Origin of the sequence: Rhizobium sp. P32RR-XVIII (assembly GCF_012641395.1) — a bacterium.
In the GTDB taxonomy this organism is placed as follows: Bacteria; Pseudomonadota; Alphaproteobacteria; order Rhizobiales; family Rhizobiaceae; genus Rhizobium.
This window is the reverse complement of record NZ_JABAIH010000029.1, coordinates 1-20,613: the sequence shown is the minus strand read 5'-3', so window position 1 is coordinate 20,613 and position 20,613 is coordinate 1. Positions and strand designations below refer to the sequence as shown.

Annotated in this window: 14 protein-coding genes; 3 read left to right on the top strand and 11 right to left on the bottom strand. The window is 62.1% G+C overall.

The window, feature by feature from the left end:
- Window positions 1-45: 45 nt before the first annotated feature.
- From tssC (HGP14_RS32765) to tssA, 4 genes are all read right to left on the bottom strand, one after another.
- Window positions 46-1,599 (bottom strand): type VI secretion system contractile sheath large subunit, encoded by a 1,554-nt coding sequence (tssC, locus tag HGP14_RS32765; RefSeq protein WP_168833976.1) that lies wholly within the window; start codon window positions 1,597-1,599, stop codon window positions 46-48.
- The gene (gene tssC / locus HGP14_RS32760; protein ID WP_168833975.1) at window positions 1,599-3,095 is read right to left on the bottom strand and encodes a type VI secretion system contractile sheath large subunit; all 1,497 of its coding nucleotides are present in this window, start codon (window positions 3,093-3,095) and stop codon (window positions 1,599-1,601) included. The genes tssC (HGP14_RS32765) and tssC (HGP14_RS32760) overlap by 1 nt, the downstream gene beginning before the upstream one ends.
- A 3-nt stretch (window positions 3,096-3,098) precedes the next feature.
- Window positions 3,099-3,605 carry a type VI secretion system contractile sheath small subunit gene (gene tssB / locus HGP14_RS32755; protein ID WP_168833974.1) on the bottom strand — a complete coding sequence of 169 codons (507 nt, stop codon included), beginning with the start codon at window positions 3,603-3,605 and terminating at the stop codon, window positions 3,099-3,101.
- Window positions 3,606-3,722: 117 nt separating this feature from the next.
- Window positions 3,723-4,832 carry a type VI secretion system protein TssA gene (tssA, locus tag HGP14_RS32750; RefSeq protein WP_168833973.1) on the bottom strand — a complete coding sequence of 370 codons (1,110 nt, stop codon included), beginning with the start codon at window positions 4,830-4,832 and terminating at the stop codon, window positions 3,723-3,725.
- A gap of 179 nt (window positions 4,833-5,011) precedes the next feature.
- Here tssA and tssH point away from each other — a divergent pair, with 179 nt between their 5' ends.
- Together tssH and HGP14_RS32740 are read left to right on the top strand one after the other, a co-directional pair.
- Window positions 5,012-7,627, top strand: coding sequence for a type VI secretion system ATPase TssH (gene tssH, locus HGP14_RS32745; RefSeq protein ID WP_168833972.1), 2,616 nt, complete (start codon window positions 5,012-5,014; stop codon window positions 7,625-7,627).
- 19 nt (window positions 7,628-7,646) lie between these two features.
- Window positions 7,647-8,123: an Hcp family type VI secretion system effector gene (locus HGP14_RS32740; RefSeq protein WP_168833971.1), complete on the top strand. Its 477-nt coding sequence runs from the start codon at window positions 7,647-7,649 to the stop codon at window positions 8,121-8,123.
- A gap of 1,185 nt (window positions 8,124-9,308) precedes the next feature.
- Here HGP14_RS32740 and HGP14_RS32735 read toward each other — a convergent pair.
- From HGP14_RS32735 to HGP14_RS32705, 7 genes are all read right to left on the bottom strand, one after another.
- Window positions 9,309-10,022, bottom strand: a complete 714-nt coding sequence (locus HGP14_RS32735; protein ID WP_205927437.1) for a protein phosphatase 2C domain-containing protein — start codon at window positions 10,020-10,022, stop codon at window positions 9,309-9,311.
- Window positions 10,019-10,570, bottom strand: a complete 552-nt coding sequence (gene tagF, locus HGP14_RS32730) for a type VI secretion system-associated protein TagF (protein ID WP_168833970.1) — start codon at window positions 10,568-10,570, stop codon at window positions 10,019-10,021. The genes HGP14_RS32735 and tagF overlap by 4 nt, the downstream gene beginning before the upstream one ends.
- On the bottom strand, window positions 10,567-14,103 hold the full coding sequence (tssM, locus tag HGP14_RS32725) for a type VI secretion system membrane subunit TssM (protein WP_168833969.1): 3,537 nt from the start codon (window positions 14,101-14,103) through the stop codon (window positions 10,567-10,569). The genes tagF and tssM overlap by 4 nt, the downstream gene beginning before the upstream one ends.
- Entirely contained in the window at window positions 14,103-15,461 is a 1,359-nt protein-coding gene (tssL, locus tag HGP14_RS32720; RefSeq protein WP_168833968.1) for a type VI secretion system protein TssL, long form, read from the bottom strand. The genes tssM and tssL overlap by 1 nt, the downstream gene beginning before the upstream one ends.
- 11 nt (window positions 15,462-15,472) lie before the next feature.
- Window positions 15,473-16,798 (bottom strand): type VI secretion system baseplate subunit TssK, encoded by a 1,326-nt coding sequence (gene tssK / locus HGP14_RS32715; RefSeq protein WP_168833967.1) that lies wholly within the window; start codon window positions 16,796-16,798, stop codon window positions 15,473-15,475.
- 114 nt (window positions 16,799-16,912) lie between these two features.
- Entirely contained in the window at window positions 16,913-18,232 is a 1,320-nt protein-coding gene (tagH, locus tag HGP14_RS32710) for a type VI secretion system-associated FHA domain protein TagH (RefSeq protein ID WP_205927436.1), read from the bottom strand.
- A gap of 2 nt (window positions 18,233-18,234) precedes the next feature.
- Window positions 18,235-18,654 (bottom strand): hypothetical protein, encoded by a 420-nt coding sequence (locus HGP14_RS32705; protein ID WP_168833965.1) that lies wholly within the window; start codon window positions 18,652-18,654, stop codon window positions 18,235-18,237.
- Window positions 18,655-19,191: 537 nt separating this feature from the next.
- Between HGP14_RS32705 and HGP14_RS36905 the strand changes: the two genes are divergently transcribed.
- Window positions 19,192-20,343, top strand: coding sequence for a DUF2778 domain-containing protein (locus tag HGP14_RS36905; RefSeq protein ID WP_168833964.1), 1,152 nt, complete (start codon window positions 19,192-19,194; stop codon window positions 20,341-20,343).
- The last annotated feature ends 270 nt before the right edge of the window (window positions 20,344-20,613 follow it).

Here is a 20,613-nt window from a genome sequence, read left to right as displayed (position 1 = left end):
CTGGAACCATTGGGTTTGCCTGTTACGCGACCGACGCTCATTGCGTCAGCGGATTGCCTTTTCAAAAGAGAGGCCCGTGACCAGTCGAAAGATCATCGAAACGTCGTCGAGCTGGTGATAAGGCTGCAGATGGACAATGCAGCCAAAAAAACCCGGCCGGCCGTCGAGCTCGTGCACTCTGATCTGGCTCGATATCAAGGGGTGCTGCGCTCTGCTGTCCGGTCCGGCATTGGGGCTGGCATTGGTATAGCCCGAGAGCCAGATCTGCAGGCGACGCTCGATCTCAGCCGCGGTCAGGGAGGAGCCCGTCATCTCGCGCCCCATGATCTTGATGTAGTGGGCGAAGCGCGAGACGCAGAGCATCGCGTTGATCTGCGCCGACAACTCCCTGTTGGCAATCGCCGGCGTCGGCCCCCTCCCCGGCGGGTTCGTCGGTCTAGTCTGCAGGCTGCGCACCGCCGCGAAGGCCGCGTCGCCGTAGGGCAGCGCGTTGAGTGGCATCATGCCGACCCCCACCAAGTCCCGCTCCTGCCGGTCGGTCAGCGCGAGGTCGAGCGAAGGACGGTTCCACACGGTCTCAGGTCCAAGCACGAAAGGTTCGGCAGGCAGGTCCAACACCAGCCCGCCGCCGATGCGATCGACGCTGACACCGCGGATATCGGCGGGCCAATTATGCAGCGACTGCGCCCGGCCGACAGCAGCGCCAAAGGCATAGCAGGCGACCGACCATGTGCGATGGCAGCCTTGGGGAGCATATTCCTCATAGCGGAACCCATCCGCGCGGCCCGGCTCAGCCCGCCAGCGGGGCCGGGCCAGCACGCGGGGCAGAGTGACGCAGAGAAACCTCGCATCGTCCCGCGTTGCCAGCTGACGCCAGCGCAGGTGATCATCGTCCCGGAACGCCGCCGCCACGTCGCTGGCCAATGCAAGGTCTTCGAACCGATCAACACCCAACAAAGCCGGTGAGGCCGCCAGGACGGCGGGCACGAAGGCCGCGGCTCCAACCGAGGCCAGGGCCGACAATACCGATAGGTCGTCCACCGGCGCGGCGCCGCCCGGCTGCCGTGGTTCCGGCACATGCCGGAGCTCGTGATCAACGATCAGCAATCCGAACGGCTCGCCGCCTGCCATGCCGAACTCGTTCTCATAGATCAAACGGAACAGCGCAGACTGATCGAACTCGCTCATCCTGGCGAAGTCGCGGTCGAGATCCTGCCATGACGCCGGCAGAACTTTGGTCTTTAGGCGCGCTCCGGGATCAAATCCGTCGATCATCCAGGCCAGCCCCCGCCAGGATCCCTCCAGGCGCTGAAACCGCGGATAGTGCAGGATCTCATCAAGCTGCGTCGATAGCAGCTCATCGATCGCCGCAATATCTCGATCCAGCAAGCCACGCCACTGATCCGGATTGCGCTGCAGTTCCGCAGCGAGCGCGACGCCAAACCACTCCACCAGCGCACCGCTGTCCTGCCGCAGGAAGCGCGCGAACCGGTGCGCGATCTCCTCGCCCGGCGCGTCGCCGATCCGACCGGCCAGGACGGCCGCGCGCAAGGGGTTTGCATGCAGCGTCACGTCATCGGATTGCAACGCCTCCGACATCAGACCCGCTCGGGAATTCGGGCCACCATGCGCATGCTGGCCGTCAGCTCTTCCATCTGCAGCCAGGGACGCATATAGGCGATCGCGTTGTAGGCACCCGGCCGGCCAGGAATTTCTTTCACCTCGACGCGTGCTTCCCGAAGCGGATATCGGGCCTTACTGTCGGCGCCTGCATTCTCATTGGTGTTGACATAGTTTGTGATCCAGCGGTTCAGCCAGCCCTCGCAGTCTTCAGCTTCCATGAAGCTGCCGATCTTGTCGCGCGCCATGATCTTCAGGTAATGCGCAAAGCGGCCGGTAGCCATGATGTACGGCAGGCGTGTCGAGATTCGGGCGTTTGCCGTGGCGTCGGGCCTGTCGTATTCCTTCGCTTTCTGTATCGTCTGGGCTCCGAAGAACACGGCGTAATCGTGGTTCTTGTAGTGGCAGAGCGGCAGGAAGCCGAGATTGGACAATTCATATTCCCGCCGATCTGTGATGCCGATCTCGGTAGGGCACTTCGCGTCCATGTCGCCGTCGTCGGACATGAAGATGTGCTGCGGCAAGTTGTCTACTTTTCCTCCATTTTCCGCACCGCGGATCGCCGTGCAAAAGCCGTAGCGAGCGAAGGCCTCGGTCAGCCGCGTACCCATGACGAAGGCTGCATTCATCCAGCAGTACTGTTCATGATCCATCGGCAGAGGAGCGCCGGCGGCATCGACCGGGGCCTCCTCATACGAAAACTCGTCGATCGGTTTGGTGCGGGCGCCATACGGAAGCCGCGCCACGACGCGGGGCATCACCAGCGAGACGAACCGGCTGTCCTCACTGTCGCGGAAGCCGCGCCATTTGAGATATTCGGCCGTGTCGAAGATCTTGGCCAAATCGCGCGGCCGCGACAGCTCGGTCCACTGCTCGAAACCCATCATCCCCGCACCGGCAGCCGAGATGAACGGTGCGAACGCCGCAGCGCTGACGTTGGAGATCAGGCGCAGCGTCTCGATGTCGTCTGGATGGTTTGTCCACTCGTAGTCGCCGATCAACGCGCCGTAAGGCTCCCCGCCCGGCGTGCCGAATTCGTTCTCGTAGATTTTTCGAAACAGCTGGCTTTGATCGAATTCGACGGCCCGCGTGAGGTCGCGGTGCAGCTCGCGCTTAGAGATGTTCAGCAGCCTGATCTTCAGCATCGCGCTGGTTTCGCTGTTCATGATCAGGTAGTGTAGGCCGCGCCAACTGCCTTCCAGCTTTAAGAACTTCGGATCATGGATGACCGCGTTCAGCTGGTCCGATAGTTTCTGGTCGATGATGGTGATCGCCCGTTCGATCGTCCGGGTCAGGTTCCGATCGAACATCACCGTTCCCGTTCGCGCCTGCTCGACGAGGGTGCGGACAAGATCCTGGGCACGATCGGGCTCTGTCTGCCTGGTGGCGGACACAACCTGGTCGAGTAGGCCAAGCGTCTCGGAGCGGGTTGACTCCGAAGCTGGTGCCTGAGCGGCAGGAGCCTTATCGGTCATGATTCAGCCTTCCTTCTTGATGCCGAGCTGACCCGATATCTCCTCGAGGTCATCTTTGTTTCTCAGGACCTGCTCCAGCAGCATTTCCAGCTCTTCGGAGCGGTCCGCCTTACTCATCAGGTCACGCAGCCTGTTGCGCGTCTCAAGCAGCGACCTCAGCGCGGGGATCTGATCGAGCACCCGGCCCGGCTCAAAATCCTCGATGCCGTTGAAGCGGAGATCCACCGCCATGAAGCCGCCGTCGTCGCTCAGCTTGTTGTCGACCTTGAGATGCAGGCCAGGCGCAAGCCGCTGCATCACCTCGTCGAAATTGTCGCGGTCGATCTGGATGAATTTGCGTTCGGCAAGGGGTCGCAACGGCTGAGCCGGGTCGCCAGAGAAGTCGCCGACGACGCCGACGACGAAGGGAAGCTCGCGGACGATCTGCGCGCCCTCGGTCTCGACTTCATAGGTAATGTGGACACGCGGCCGGCGCACGCGGCTAAGCTTTTCATGGATGCTGGCGTTCATTGACGACCTTTCCTGAGTCAAGGGGGCGCCGGACGATGGCGCTGACGGCGACTATGCGAGCGGCCGAGGCCGGCCGTGGCGTGATCATGGGTTCGATGAAGGGCGCTACGACTCGCCTCAATTCGACGGTGGCTTGATGCCGAGACCCGAAAGGATCGCGGACCTCGCCTGCAGGTCCGGCATCATCTCCTTGAGTAATTCCGGCAAACCGAGGCGTGCCCTGCGAACGGCATCATCCAATGTGTAGCTGAGGGGAGAGTGCGGCTCGGCGATCCTGAATTGCGCTGCGAGCCGGGAGATCTCGTGCAGCATATCTTCGCGGGTCGGAATGTGGTTCGCAGACACGGGAGTGGATACCGGAGCATGTCCGGCCCTCGATTCCGTGGGGACCAGCTCGGGCTGATGCGGTGACTCGAGAGGCGTTGGCGCATACCGTTCGAGAGTGCGCCGAAGTTTTTCCAGAAACTGATGGACGCGCCTGGTGGGAGGAGCCGCCTCCTGAGCGGCTGCAACCAGTGCCTCGTCCAGACTACGCCAAGCATCGCTCGCCTGGATGACGCTGCGAAGTACCTCCGTGAGACGGGCGCGGCCGATCGTCTGCGCCTCCGCTTCCAAATCGGGCAACGCCAGCGTCCCGGACGCGAGTCGCTGGGCCTTGCGCGCCGCATCCAGCGTCTCGGCTTCCTCGGCCTGCTCGAACTGCCAGTAGGTCACCGGCGTGCCGTCGGCTCGCTCGTATAGAACCAGCTTGCGCAGTGGCTGCAGCAGGGTCCCGTCTCCGCCCTGTCCATTCAACCCGGCAATCGGCGCGAGCCGCCCCTCGATACCGTCTTCGTCCGGCAGCGGAAATAGACCATCGTCCCAGTAGCGGGATACCAGCCCGCTCAAGACCTGCGAGCCGGCCTGGAGGCCAGCGAGCCCGTTGCTGCGCACCAGACTTTCGGTCAGCCACGCCGCTATCTCGATATCCTTCGCCGTCGTGATAAGCACTTCGATGGCAAGATCACGAACTGTGATCCAGTGGCGCGACGCGCCCACCTCGGCGCTGGGATCATTGTCGATGATGCGCTCAGCCGCGCGCGCCTCGGAACGAGCATCGCGCAAACGAAAATACAGCGACTGCGGCGTTACATTGAGTCGGGGATCGCTGTCCACAGTATACACGTCTGAAATAGGCCGTAGAATCTCTTCAATATCAGGTAATTCCTGCTGATTTATCGCGATCATTTCTATAGCTCACTCGTTCTGAAGAGCGCATTGAAAGTATTCAATCCGTTTTCCCTCGGTTTGGTTACGGAATAATTTCATTATTACTCAAATAGGTTACACTCGTAACCAAACTCAACTGGACAACATCTCCGACGAGCCATAAATCTTCATTATAAAGGGCGAGCAGAGGACTTATGATGCCAACCATCGACTTGAAGCTTCTGGTCAACCGATTGGATGAAACCTGCCGCCGAGCACTGGAGATGGCGGCTGGAAAAACGCTGTCCCGCACGCACTACAATGTCGAGATCGAGCACTGGCTGCTCCAGCTGCTCGAGGATCCGTGTTCGGATGTCTCTTCGATCGCACGCCATTTTGAGCTTCCGGTGGACGGCCTCACGGCCCAGCTGACCGTGGTGCTGGACCGGATGACAACCGGAAACGGCCGCGCCCCCAGCCTTTCCCCGGACCTGGTCGGCCTGGTCAAGGACGCTTGGCTGCTTGCATCCATCGAGGATGGCGCGCGCCTCATCCGATCCGGCCATCTGATCAGCGCGGCGCTCGCCGACAGCGCGATCAGTGCACGCCTGCATGAGGCAGCACCCCATCTGCGACGGATCGTCCCGGATATCCTCCGGCGGGACTTCGCCAAGATCGTCGCGGGCGGCGCGGAGTCTCCGGCCGAAAGCGAGGGAGACGTAAGTGCAATTGCCGATCGGCCGGCGTCTGCGGGCGGTACGGCGCTCGATCGCTACTCCGTCGACCTTACCGCTCGGGCGCGCGCCGGCCGCATTGACCCGATCCTGGGTCGAGACAGCGAGATCCGGCAGGTCATCGACATCTTGACGCGGCGCCGGCAGAACAACCCTATCCTTACCGGCGAGGCGGGCGTCGGCAAGACCGCCGTAGTCGAAGGACTTGCGCTACGCATCGCAGCCGGCGATGTGCCGCAGGCAATCGCTAATGTCACCATTCGCACGCTTGATCTGGGCCTCCTCCAGGCGGGAGCGGGGATCAAGGGCGAGTTCGAGAACCGGCTGCGCTCGGTGATCGAGGAATGCCAGGCTAGCCCCACCCCCGTCATCCTTTTCGTCGACGAGGCCCACAACTTGATCGGCGCTGGCAACGGCGCCGGCCAGGGGGATGCGGCCAATCTTCTGAAGCCGGCGCTGGCGCGCGGCGAGCTCCGCATGATCGCGGCGACGACTTGGGCCGAATACAAGAAGTACTTCGAGAAAGATGCGGCGCTGACCCGGCGGTTTCAGACAGTGAAGGTCGAGGAGCCCTCCGAAGACATGGCCGTCGCCATGGTGCGCGGCCTGCTCTCCACCCTCGAACAGCATCACGGCATCCATATACTCGACGAGGCGGTCGAGGCTGCAGTCAAACTGTCGGCCCGGTTCATTCCCAGCCGACAGCTTCCGGACAAGGCCGTCAGCCTGATCGATACCGCCTGCGCCCGCGTGGCGATGAGCCAAGCCTCGCCATCTCCGGCAGTCGAGGATATGCGGCGCCGGATCAATCTGATCGGGACAGAGCTGCGCGTACTGCGCAGGGAGTTTCTATCCGGCGCCGATCACGAGATGCGGATCGCGGCCCTGGAAGCCGAATCCGGGCAGCTGGACGTGAGACTGAAGGAGTTGCAGGGGCGATGGGACAATGAACGCCGCTTGGCCCAAGCGATCGCGGAAACGCGGGCGCGCATTGAGATGTCGCCGGAGCCGGCAGCATTGCAGCGGGATTTGGCCGCACTGACCGCCGAACTCATCACTGTGCAAAGGGAGCAGCCGCTGGTGTTCCCCGTGGTGGATGCCCAGGCGGTGGCGGAAATCGTCGAAAGCTGGACCGGAATTCCGGCGGGCCGGATGCGGAGCAACGAGATTCACACTGTTCTCAAGCTGCGCCAGGCGATGGAGCGGCGCATCATTGGCCAGCCCCAAGCTCTCGAGGCGATTGCGCAGTCGGTCCGCACGTCCCGGGCCGGCCTGACCGATCCGCGCAAGCCGATCGGTGTCTTCCTGATGGTCGGAACCTCTGGAGTCGGCAAGACCGAGACGGCCCTCACCCTTTCCGAACTTCTTTATGGCGGTGAGCAGAACCTCACCGTCATCAACATGAGCGAGTTCAAGGAGGAGCACAAAGTCAGCCTGCTGATGGGCAGCCCTCCCGGCTATGTCGGATATGGAGAGGGCGGAATCCTGACGGAGGCAGTCCGTCGCCGTCCCTACTCCGTCGTCTTGCTGGACGAGATGGAAAAGGCCCATCCAAGCGTCCACGACGTCTTCTTCCAGGCTTTCGACAAGGGCATCATGAAGGACAGCGAAGGCCGCGACATCGACTTCAAGAATACGATCATCATCATGACCTCCAACACGGGGACCGACTTGATCTCCCGGCTTTTCGCCGATTCGAAGACGGCCCCGAACGCCGAGGGGCTGGCGGTGGCTCTGCGGGAGGAATTGGCCAAGACGTTCAAACCCGCCTTCCTCGGACGAATGACGGTCGTGCCCTATTTGCCGCTCAGCCAGGATGCCCTGCGCCAGGTCGCCGAATTGCAACTCGATCGGATCGCAACTCGCGTCGAACGGAAATTCGGCACGAGCCTGCGCTACAGCCCTGAGCTGGTCGATGCGATCGTTACCCGCTGCACCGATGCCGGCGCCGGCGCCCGAGCCATCGAAAGCTTGCTGACGAAAACCCTGCTGCCGGATCTGTCGGCCCAATTTCTTGCACGCATGGCGGAAGGAAGGCCGGCGGAGCAGGCTACGGTCGAGATCGACGATACCGGCTCCTTCCTATCCCACCTACAATAAAACGAAAGGTACGTGTTCCATGGCCATTTATATGAAGTATGACGGTATCGACGGGGATGTGACGGAGACCGGCCACACCAAGTGGATCGAACTGAACTCGTTTCAATGGGGCGTTGGACGCGGGATACACACAGCGGTCGGTTCCGCCGCGGAGCGTGAATCGACAGCTCCCTCGGTCAGCGAGGTGGTGGTTACCAAAGAGAACGATATCTCCACGGGCAAGCTGATGCAGGAAGCACTCGGCGGCCACGGTAAGACGGTGAAAGTCGAGTTCACGCGCACCGATAAGAGCAAGCAGGACGTCTTTTTGTCACTGGAACTAACCAATGCCATGATCAGCGGCTATTCTCATGCGAGCGGCGCGGACCGACCAATGGAAACCATTTCCCTGAATTTTACCAAGGTGCTGTTCAAGACCAAGCAGATGAAGGACGACGCCACCGAGGGCCAGCCCTTCAACGTCACCTATGATCTGGAGACGGCACAGCTGAGCTGACTCAAAGCCAAGCCTCCCCTCTGCAGCTATCGGTGTAGCCGATAGCTGCTTGGGGGTGCTGCGGCACGGTATTGGTCGGTATAATTCCAGCACGTGCCAGCAAACCGGTATGGCGCGCGATTGCAGTTGCTGCGGGTAGAACGCGGTCGTTTCGCAAATAGAACATCGCTACGGCTATAATGCGACGGCTGTGCGCCGCAATCCTGGTGCAAACACGGCGCCGACGACGTTCGCTGCGACCACGGGCACCGCCCTCAGAGTCGCTGCTAGTACAATAATTAACCTTTGAGAGGCAATCTGATGCCCAGAACAATCAACCTCCCAACCGCAGGAAACATACAGGCCCCTCGCTGGTTTGTCCGGGGCCCACGATACTCGGAATGGGCACCTCGATACAAATGCAAAATTATATGCTGTTCATCTACAATTTAAGAGATGACGATCACCTCGATCGATGGGGATCATGACCGTTGGTGATCGTGGGCGCTCGGCCTTTGACGGCGCGATTTTCCAGCAGGCCCCTAACGGCAGCGTTTACGGATTGGGGCGTGGGCGCCTTCCGGCAACGCGGGAGCGAACCAATGGCTACCCTGAAGTACGGGAAAGAGACATGTTGGCGCTGATGTTCCGGTCATGCCTGCGCACTCTCGTGCGTCGAAAAGCTTCGTTCACGTCGGTATCGGGTGTGAAGGATTTTCCCTTCTCGATGCCCAGCGACTTGAAGGGATCAACCATAGCCCGCCGAGCGCACCGCCTCTGAAGGATATCGTGGTCTCGGTCGAGCGATGATCGGGCTGTTGCTCGACCGTGGCGCTGTAATCGGCACCACGTCGGCCGCTATCACTGGTGCCGCCGCCAACAAAACCGCGACATGCTAGAAAGCCTCCGCCAGCAATTTACCGCACGTCCCCTCAACCGATTGCGATTTCAGCCGATGAAAGGGATAGTACACCGCGCAAAGTTGAGTGCGTATCAGCTAAGATAAATACCCTCGCCCAACGTTTCCGATCGCGTAACAGCCAATGAAGCATCGCATGTCTCGTCGAGAGCCAAAACGTTGGAAAAATCCGACGTCTCGTTCCACAAAGGGCCTGAAAGCCGTCATCAGACGTCGTAGCTCATTATGGTCCCGCCCCCAGATTCCGAAAGAAGTTCGTCCTTCCGCGCCCGAATCTTCTGTCGGACTCAGAACGCCGTCACCACGGCCGTGATGTTGTCCCGCGCATGCTGGGCGAGCGCCGCCGCGACGAGCATTTCCGCGACATCGCCGTCGCGAGCCATAATCTCGACCATCTCCTCTGAACTCAGGGTCTTGTACAAACCATCGCTGCACAACAGAAGCCTGTCGTCTGGCCGTGCAATGCCCCGAATTTTGTCGATCAGGAGCTCGTGTCCGCCGGCGCCGACGGCTCTGGTGATCACGTTGCTGAGTGGATGGGTCTCGGCCTCGGCTGTCGTGATCGTCCCTGAATCCACCAATTCCTGGACGAGGCTGTGGTCGGAGGTCAGGCGATGCAGCGTCCCGTCGCGCAGCAGATAACCGCGTGAGTCACCAGCCCATAGGAAAGCGAAATGGTCTCCATGCACCATCAGCACTATGACTGTGGTTGCGAGGGTCACTTGCGGGACCTGGGACCGCCCCTTTTCAAGGAGCAAATCGTGCACGGCGTGCAAGCGGACACGAACCTCTGCCAACCGCTCAGACGGCGGGACCGTCTCCGACATTTCACCCAGCAGTTTCACCACCTGGGTAGAGGCGACCTCACCTTCGCTATGACCGCCTGCGCCATCAGCTACCGAGAACAGGCCGAGGGTCGGGCGGCATATGTAGGAATCCTGATTCTGGATCCGGACTGCGCCGGGATGTGAGGCAGCCCAATGGCGAAGCACCTCCCTCACCGGCGTAGCATCCGGTCAAATCCGACGCTGTCCGGCAGGCTATCCAGCAGCAACTCTGTGGGTGCGACGAAGGGGCCTCCTGTACTCCACCAGCGTGCTTGCCTAGCGGAGGCGGCCATCATCGGTTCGGGCGAGGAAGCATCGCGCAGTCGGGACATCATCGCCTCAGGCGCCAGATTAAAGCCGATCGCAGTCCGACCAACCTGCTCTGCCGCATCAAGGAAGGCGTCGCCGTGATCCGCGCCTTCCGCGGCGAATGTCAACGGAAATGACCGTCCGACGCGGTCGACGCTTGGCATCCACAACCCCAGTACCGGATGCGGGCCACACTGCCAGCGTGGCAAGGCAAAACGCCAGACGGGCGCCACACGCCACACTTCCGGCCAGGTCTCGCCCAGCATCCGCTGACCGTCGGCCAGAACACGTTGCAGCCACAAGTCCCAGGGCTGAATAAAGTCCAACGACAATCCGGCGTGGAGGAAGTCGCCCCGGGATGGGAGCTTGCCGAAGAAGCCTCTCGAGCGGCCTGAGGCCTGCCGTGCATTCATTGGAGCACCGGGCATCGAAAATCCCTCAGCAGGTTGCGGCTGAACGGATTGCGGGACGATCCGGCGCGCAAAGTGAACCTCGCCTCGTGAGTGCCGGACCGAAAAGTGACGGTAAATTCCTGAGGTCGACCGGACGGCGAGATCCGCGCCTGCCGTAACAGCCGAAACAGCGCCCAGGGACCGCTGGCCCCGATGGATCCGCCAGCGTCCACGGCTACGACGTCGCCGGCTTGCCCGAACGTTACGCGCGCCGGGTTGAGTCCATCCGCGCCCGGCCAAGTGAGGGAGGCCTGGCCGGCGGCGCCGTCCGAGGTGTTGATGGTCCTGCCGCCCAGCGTGAGCGTCGCCGGTTCATCGCCATCGTGTGGCGGCTGCGGCGTGATGTCGAAACGAATCCGCGGCTCGCCGCCAGCCGGGAAGAAGGCGTCCCGGATGGCAGCGGCACGTTGGAACAGGGCCAAGGTGGCTTGGCTCACGGGTGGGGCCACGCCGCCGAGCGGCTGCAGTTGCCAGGCGGCACCTTTCATGTTCACGAAGGGTTTGATCTGGCGTTGGAAATAAGTATCCAGCACTCCGGCCGGTCCAAATAGTCGGGCGAAGTCGTCCAGGGGTGCATCCTCGTTAGAGGAGGAGAACGGGAACTGACGGGTCACCACGGTCCCGCACAGCTTGCTGGGGCCGTCAGCAGCGGAAAACGCCGCCGCTGCCGCATGCTGGACGCTGCCCGTGATCATGCTCCTGCCGGAATCCGCGATCTGCTGCAGCCAACGCGCCAGTGGCGGGGGCTGGCGTTGCGACTCGGCCAGCAGAAGCTGCACCGGGTCGCCGCTACCCTGTAGCGTTGCCGGCACGTTCGATGCATCGGGACCGAGTTGAGCAAGCTCCTGTTGCAGCATGTTGATCAACCGGAATACGCCCGTGATCGGCTCTGCCTGGCCGTCGCCCACAAAGTCCCGAAGCGGCCGATAGTGCTGATCCAGGTCGACAATCGCCGGCATCGAGGCGGCGTCGGGTGTGGCGGCGCCACCGATCGCCGCGGCGAGGGACTTCTGTTGCGCCGTCGCGGCTGCCGCGACACTGGGATCCCCTGCAGGCGCCGGAGTGCCATCCCCGGTCGGCTGACCAGTCGGCATGAAGGTCAGTTCCAATGCGATCGATTTTAACAGGTCGCGCATCGGCGATTGCGGCGCGGACAGCACATAGAGACCCTGGATCGCTGCTGGCCGGTCCTCGAATGGCGCCAATGCAAGGTCGTTGAGCATGTCGTCCCACTGCTTCAGGAAGTCGGCGGAATAGAGTGCGACGACCTCGCGCTCAAGCGTCTCGCTTTCCGTCCTGTCCGACGGCGTCTTCTGCGTTTGCCCGAGAATCCAGCTTTCGTTAGCCGCCGCCTGGGTCGCCCCAAGTAGGTTGGGCAGCAGCACTTTCTGGAAACCCGCGACAGTAAAGAACCCCGGTATTCCCTCGGCGAGCGACTTGCCGGAGACGCGGGTAAAGAGCGAAGAGCCGGCCGAACCAAGCTCGGCGGACGGCGTCCAGTCCGGCACGGACTTCGCTGAGGCGGCGGGGCGAATCCGGCCGTACACTCGAGCAGCGAGCGATACGCGGCTGAAGGACGCGCGCGCGGTCTGCACCAGTGCCCCATCCAAGGTCACCGGTGGAAGCGGGTCCGAAAGCAACGCGTTCAGATGCGCGAGCAAATGTTCCCGGAGCTGAGCGTTCAGGACGCCGGGGAACCGGGCCGACCAGTCGAGCGCCATCCAGTCTCGCACCAAAGCGGGATCTAGCGGCCCGGCGCCGCCGAGCATGAGATATACTCGCGTTGCTTCAAAGACGAAATCGGGCTTGTCCATCTGGCTGCGCATCTGTTGCTCGAGCCGCCAAATCAGACGCGGCAGTAAGATCCGCTCCAAAGAGTCGTGATAGATTAACCGTTCGACGGCCTCCAGCTTCTCTGACTGCGATAGACCAAAGACGCCGGTGAGCCAGTTCTCCGGTTCACGCGGTAACACCTGCGCGGCATCGAGTAGCGGCACAATGTGGGTCAAGTCGTCATTCGATACGGGGTCGAGATCCGCGCCGGCCAACTGCTGGTGATAGCCTGCGATCGCTTCGTCGGCGCGCTCGACGGCCAGGCGGTTACTTGCCTCCACACGCCAGAGTCCGAGCGATATAGCGAGCGTCACGGCCGCGATTGCACTGAGGCTGGCGATACGCAGCAGACGCCAATGCCGTATCCGCTTGGAATTCGTGGAGACGAGCAGCGATTCACCGAGAATGACCTCGCCTAGCATGCGCTCCAGGAAATAGCTGCGCCCTGCGACCGGCCGCAGGCTGGGAGCACGCTTCTGATCGATTCCGAAGGACCGTGACAGCATGCCGGTCAGCCGGTCGATCGGGGTTCCCTCCTGCGTTGCGGAGGTGATGTAGACGCCGCGCAGGAATGGCGCCGGGTCGAGCCGGGTTCCACCAAAGGCCTGAGCCAGGAAGTCGGCCAGAGGCTGTTGGAGACTGGCGAGTTGCAGCGGGAAGCCGCCAAGCAATGCGCGCCGATCGGGCGCACGTTCGGCCTGCAGTCGCTCGAACATCCGTTCGTCCAGGCGATCCAGAAGCAGGCGGAATTCGTCGGTAAAGGTCTCTGCCCCCTTGGCCAGCGGGAAGGTCATGCCCCAGACCTGGCCACGGCCCTCCGCATCGAGGTCGTCGAAATATTCATTGAAGCCGACCAACTGGTCCGCCTTGCTGACAACCATATAGACCGGCACGCGCAGGCGGAGCCGGTCGGAGAGCTCGGTGACGCGCCGGCGCACTGTGCGGGCATGGGCAGCCCGTGTCGCCGGATCGGCAGCCGCGATGTCGGTGAGCGAGACGACGACGATGGCGCCGTTGAGCGGCTGGCGCTTGCGTGTCCGTCGCAGGAGATCGAGGAAGCCTTCCCAACCGGCGCGGTCGACTGGCGCATCGGAATCCTGCGTCGTGTAGCGCCCGGCCGTGTCGATCAACACCGCCTCATCGGCGAACCACCAATCGCAGAGTCGGGTGCCGCCGACGCCGCCCACCGCCGCGTCCTCTCCATCGAGCTGCCCCATCGGGAACTTCAGCCCGGCATTGAGAAGGGCGGTCGTCTTGCCCGAGCCAGGCGGCCCGATCAACACATACCAGGGTTGCTCATAGAGATAGCCCTTCCGTCGCCCCTTCCGCAAACGGCGAAGGACGATGCGCACCCGCTCGCGCAGACGCGCGACCTCCTCGGCCGTCGCAGCCCGGACATCCCGCTCATCCGAAGCCGATTCCTCGGTCAGGCCGGCTGCCAGCTTGTTTTCGCGGCGGCGGCGAACCCAGCTGATTGAGCCATTCACACCCGCCCAGATCACGACCATAGCTAGGACCAGCAAGGTGCGGGCGAGGTAGCCGTCGAAGCCCGGCATCAGGGGCGCCAAATACCAGACCAGCATGCTGGCCATACCGACGCCAGCGAAACTGTACGTCCAGCGATTGACGAAGTAGGCGGCAAGGTATTGAAGGTTTTCCATCAGTCGGGACTTTTTCTATGCAAGACAACTTCAATGCGCCGATTCTGCTGGCGCCCGTCCGGCGTATCGTTGGAGGCGATGGGGTCTTCATCGGCCCGCCCGTGCGTCGACAGCCTGGACGGATCGTCGATCGCATTCGAGATCACCGCCGCGGCTGCCTGAGCTCGAGCCTGCGACAGCTGGAAGTTCGACGGGAACTTCACCGTGTGGATGGGCTGGTTGTCGGTATAGCCGACAACGTCCACGTGGCCCGGTTCCGCCCGCAGCGATTGACCAATCCGTGCAAGGACAGGCAGGAACTTTTGTTCGACGACGGCGCTGCCCGATCTAAACATGCCGAGATTGAGGATTCGGACGATTGGCACCGCATCCGTGCCGGCAACGGTCACGAGACCCTCTTTCACCTCTGGATCAAGGAAGTCCGCCAGCTTGTCGAGTTCTCCCGGCGGACCCGGAGTTGGCGGCACTGGCTTGGGCGGGGCAGTGCGCGTGATGATCGGCATGTGCGTCGGGGGAAGCGAACGGGCCGCATCGAACAGCCGGTCCGACGACCTGTTGATGCTGTAAGCGAGCAGCGCGTAAATCAGCACCAGCAAGCCTGTCGCGAGCAACGCCGCGAGCCAGACCGGGAAACTCCGCATCTGGCGGTAGGGCGCCGTAACGCCCCTCCAGTGAATTGAAAGGCCACGTTCGACCGGCCGCCTCTGCCGCATGATTGCGACATAGGTTTCCTCTCGAACCCGGTCGAGTTCGGCGGGACCGCGCGCCGACAACCGGTAGCGGCCCTGCATCCCGAGCGACATGCAAAGATACATAAGCTCGACCACGGGCAGGAAGGTCCCGAGATTCTGGCGCAGTTGCTCCAGCAAATCGAAGAAGCGTTCCCCACTACGCACCTCCTGATGGAACGTCGAGACCAGCGATGCGTCCGCCCAGGGGCCGCGGCTTCCCCAAGGGGTATTCTGCACCACGTCGTCTAGGCTGGCGCAGAGCGCATAGTGCGACAGGCGAATCTGCTCCATCGGCAGGCTCTGGTCGCGCAAGGCCTTCTCGAAACGGCGCATCTCCTGGATAGCACTTTCCCGCAGGCTGGCTGGGTCAGGCACCGAGAAGGCGTTGCGCAGCCGTGCCACCAGCGACAACAGCGGCGCCGCGGCCGCCACGATCGGCGATGCCCCGATCGACGGCAATTCGGCGAATTCAGCCCGCGTCTCGGGGGCCGCTGGTACACCGGCGGCGGCCTCGGCGATGGTAGGCGGCGGCACGGGGTTGGTCGGACCGGCGCCACGCCCCCCCGGAATCGGGCGGATGACCGTGCTTTCGTCGTCTCCCGGTTCGGCAAAGGGATTGTCGCTCATTCAGGACTCGCTCAGCTGCGGATGGACCAGAGATCCAGCGCCAAGTTGGGGAAATCTCCCGACACATGGATGGCGAAGCCCCCGGACGACTGCATCTGCTGCCAATGCGGGCTATTGCGATCCAGCTCGAAATACTGCGCGCCAGCGATGAACGGCATCTGCCGCGGAGCCACGGGCAATGGCTGCAGGTCGATACCGGGTAGCGCTACGTTCACCAGTTCGCGGATATGCTCCACTGCGCCGATCTTGGCCTTGCCCGGAAAGGCGCGTCGTAGCGCCTCCACCGCCATGTCGGCCTGCACCACGAGCACGAAGCTGGTTCCGCTAAGAAGCGTCCGGTCTACGATTGGGCCGACGCGAACGCCGTGCTGACGCTCTTGCAGCGGGATGCGGATTGCCGTCTGTTCGAGGACGGCCGAGAGCGAACGGCGGACATCGGCCATAACCGGAGTGAAGCTGCGCTGCAGATCCTCGTGCCGATAGGCCGGATAGCTGTTGGGCCGGCGCCGCGCATCGGTGAAAGTAGCGAACTCACCGGCCATCTGAATTAGTACGCGGTAGAGGGTTTCGGGATGAATGTTCCCGGAATCCGCCAGGTGGCTGACTAGGGCTTGCCAGCGGTTGACCGATTGCAGCAGCAGAAAGTCCGCTACCTCGGTATTACTCTTGGTCCCCACCGCGGTTACCCGCGCCGCGATCGCTTCGCCGCGCTGGTTCAGCATGCCGGCCAGCTCCACCAGCAGCGCGGCGAGCGGTGCCACCGCGGAGCAGGTCATGGCCGGCGGAATCCAGCGCTCATCAAGCACCACGCGCCGGTCCGGCGTCACCTCGGTGATGCGCGCCAGCGGCAGGCAGATATACCCTTCGCGGTCGTCGGTCTCGAGCACGTAGCGCAGCTTCAGCTGCCCGATCTGCAATTCCGCAGGCTGCGGCATGCCCGAATGGGTGTCGTACGCTTCGAACGGTTGCAAGCGATAGCGGCCCTCCTCATTCATGGACCCGATCTCGAGCGAGCCCTGCTCGCGCACCTGGATCGAGAGATAGACGAGCACATTCCTCACCGTATCGGTCACAAGCAGCGGAGGTGGAAGATCCGCGTCACCGGGAATGGCAAATGGTGTGCCGTCTTCAAACACCCCGGCCACCGAAGCGACCGCGAACCGCGCGGTTGCCAGCAGGTCGCGCGATATGGTCATTTCCGTCAGGCCCCAGGGATGGGGCTGCAACGCGGCGACGCTGCCCCGGATCTGAGCCTCGACCCACCGGTCCTGCTGCTGGAAATGCTGGGCACGAAGGAACATCCCTTCCTGCCACGCGATCCGACTGTTCCACGTCACGTCGTTCTCCTCCAAAACCTACGCCGCACCGCCCGCCGCACCTGCGGCATGCGGATATCCATCACGGCCTTTCTCATCACCGGGAAATTACAATCAGTCGGCCGCGGTGCAGCACTATTCATCAAGCTGGCCCGCGATCTCGGACATCGCCTGCTCATAGGCCCGGGCGAAGGATTTGCCGAACGCGCTGTCAAAGTCGTCGGCAAGAGCCTGCAGGATGCTGCCGTGCAGGGCTTCATAGGCATCCCAGCTGCGTGCCTTGTACCGCCCCGGCATAATATCCAAAGTTTCGCGCTCGATTCCCCGCTTCACACGCGCCGGATCAAGTTCGGCGACAAGGTGCTGCACCGCCTGCTGCATTGCCGACGACATCGCCAGCTCATGCAGGCGCATGTCTCGTAACGCATCGGCTACTGCGTCCTTCGCCGTCATGTCGCGGCGGCCGCCGATCCCAAGTAACGCCGCCAACGCATCCTCGTCGCTTGCCGAGAATTTCAGCGGGTTGTTGCCGACGGGTCGGATGACCGTCTGTTCGATACGGAATTCGCCCTTGATCGCAGCCCGGGCCATCATCATGCGGCGAAGGCCGGTCACCATTGCTCGGAAGGCCTCGCCCATTCCGCGCAGCAATTCTATCGGCTCGCCCTGGGTGGTGCCCTGCAGCCCCGCCCCTGCGATGAAGGCAGCCAGCGCATCCATCAAGGCTCCACCCTGATCAGCGACGCCGACCACTTGCGCTGCTTGGGCCGAGACAATTGATGGGACGGATATCTCTGGAGGTGCTCCGGGTTTCGCAGCCACCGGCAGCGCTGGTTGGCTCGATTCTGGCACGGTGTCGTTCGCCCGCTCCGCATCCCAGTCCTCCGGCAGCAGTTCGAAGGAGGTGCGAGGTGCGCGGAAATTCTCCTGGATCACCGGAACGTTATCGGAAATCGCCTGAGGCGAGCCGATAAACTTGTCCACGGACCAGCCGTCTGGCCCGGCATTCAGGGACAGGTCGTCGGATTTGAGGGTGACGGCCAGCGGATCAAGCCCCATCCTCGGGAAAGGGTCTCGCGTCAGGCGGTCGCCGGTGAGCTCGCCGGGGCTACCGTCCGGGACCGGGCGCTCGCGGATCGGCTCCGATGGCTGACGATCGAGAGCCGCCTCGATCTCATACGCGCCGAACACAAGTCGATCCCCGTCCCTGAGCACCCTGGGCGCGTCGACGTTGAGCCGGTCCGTTTCTTGATTAAGGAAAGTGCCATTGGTGCTGGTGTCGATCACCCGCCAGACCTTGCCATCGAAGGCCACGGCGCAATGTCGCTTGGACAGCACGCGCTGCGGATCCGGCAGGACCCAATTGCATTCGGTCCCTCGTCCGATGGTAAATTCGCCACCGCTAACCTGCCGCGTTTCCGGCGGCACTCCATCGGGACAGCGCAGGATGCTCAATGTCAAAGCCATGGAACTCCCCTCACCTTCGGCCGCACCGCGACGCCCTGCTCAGTCGCAACGCGGGTGCAGCGGTAGACCTGAACCTCCGCAAGGTCTGTGAGAAGGTTCGTATGTTCGTTGTTTTCCCACGCGTATTTCGAGTTGGCGTAGAGACGGCCCTTCACGCCCGGCACTAGGTTGAGTGTGTCGACCTCGCCGCCGGCAACACTGAGCAGCGCGTGCTGACCGAAGGCATCGTAACGGACCGTTAGCCCGTGGGCCTGATGGCCGCTGGTCGAGGCGCCGCCCGGAAAGCCAGAGGCCGCATCGGACGGTACACATCGATAGCTTGCCACTGTGTGCGCGCCCAAATTCGGACCAAGCTGATTGCAGCCTGCAAGCACGACGACAAGTACGATGACGAACCTAAACCTGATCATTTCAATCCCGTAACCCAGCCAGCCACTCCGTGGGTTGTCGCAATCAGCCCCCGATCACCGAGGCCAAGCCCAATGAGCAGGGACTATCCGAAGCCAAGGCTACGGCTTTGTTTCAGAGCCATGCGAAATCGCTACAATTGCAACGCTGGTCGCTCACGCATCTTGCCTAACGCGCCAGCGAAGGTTGGCTGCAAGGTTTGGGCGGACATCGCGCCTCAAAATCCGGTGGGAATGGCTCCCGCGTCCTAACGCCCGGCGTTCAGCGCTGCAACCCGATTTCCGGCTAGGCTCCGCTGGCCCCGAAAGTCACAGACGGTTCCTGGCATCCCTCATAGCGCCGAGCAGCGGAGTCGCACATGGCAAAACCAACAACCCAACGGCCTACGACGACATTCGGCCCCTTTCACTTGACGGGGTGCAAGAAAACAACCGGGCCACAAGACTCTGTCTGTTACGCGCGTAACGTTTTTTGGAAACGATGAAATAAACCGGTAGCGCGCCATCACCAATTTTCTTCGCCTGAAGGGAAGATTGGAGATGAATGCACAATTCGGCGAGCGCGGAACACACCTGGATTTTTCAGGCCAAGCAGCAGGCGGACTATTCCGGCTGGCGCAACCAAAACCATACAAGGCCGTTACAACACACATTTCAGTCCTACTCGCGGATGGTCGCAGAGATCGGAGAATTCTTTCTTATGCTGTTTGGGGTGCCATCGCCTTTAGTCTCGGCGCATTCGTCGCGGCAGGGTCGTCGGACATCTGTCTTGCAGCGTCTCTCGCCGCCGATGAAGCGCCGGATGCGCCGAGTGTTATCGCTTCCGCAAACCCTGATAGCTCACATATTGACCCTGGATTTTCCTTGCGGCCCACGCCAATTTCGCCAGTGCAAAGTTGTCCGGCCGAGTCGAAATTCTGTTTGCCCCCATCGGCGCCTGCCGCAACACTGGGGGCGCCAGCAAACATCCCGTCGACACAGGCGATTCCCAGACATATTCAGGAGACGTGGAGAGCCGCCCTCCCCCGTGGTGGGGCTCACCATCGTGACTTCAAACCGATGCGCCACGCCGATCGGTTGACCGCGGTTTACGATATTGGCGCGCATATCGTCTACATGCCAAATGGCGAGCGATTGGAAGCGCACTCGGGGCTCGGCGACATGTTGGACAATCCCGATGAGGCGGACGAAAAAAATCGCGGGCCTACACCACCAAACGTCTATGATCTCGTATTGCGCGAGCAGCTTTTTCATGGCGTCCACGCGCTGCGCCTCATCCCGGTGGGCAGCGGCGACATCTACGGCCGCGACGGCTTGCTTGCGCACAGTTACATGCTCGGCCCGCAGGGCTTTTCAAATGGATGCTTGGTCTTCAAAAATTACAATAAATTTCTGGAAGGGTACGTTAAGGGCGAGGTCAAACGCTTGGTCGTCGCCGCCCATGCGAGTTTGACAGGTCGCGAGGGCAATTCTCAGCGAGATGGAAAGCAGCAGGTCAAGGTTTGCAAGGCAACTAACGTCCGATGTCTCGATCGTCACAGGCTCGGCCAGAAGTGCGAATTGTTCGCCGGTTGCGGCGCCGTGGATGAAGGTGTGCATCACGAAGCCTCTCGGTCTGCTCGAGGCGGCAAAGGGGTGGGCAACAACCAACCATCCCGCCGACCGATCAGGCCAGCCGCGAAGGACTCGTGACACCCCGTCGGATTCCGGAAACCGGCGGCTACATCGACATCTCCTGCAAATCTCGATGAGCATTCAGCTCGCGGCCATGTATCACGCGGCGGGGACTTGGCGACCAAGTCCCAAACAACAAGCAGATGCTCGTTTACCAACGACCCGATGAATCAACCAAGTGTGATTGTCAAAGCATCGCCCAGGATTTGATTGCGAAGCGCTATCTATTACATTTGTAACTATCGCCTCGGTTTTCGAAACAACCCTGCAATGGAACGCCAATAGCCG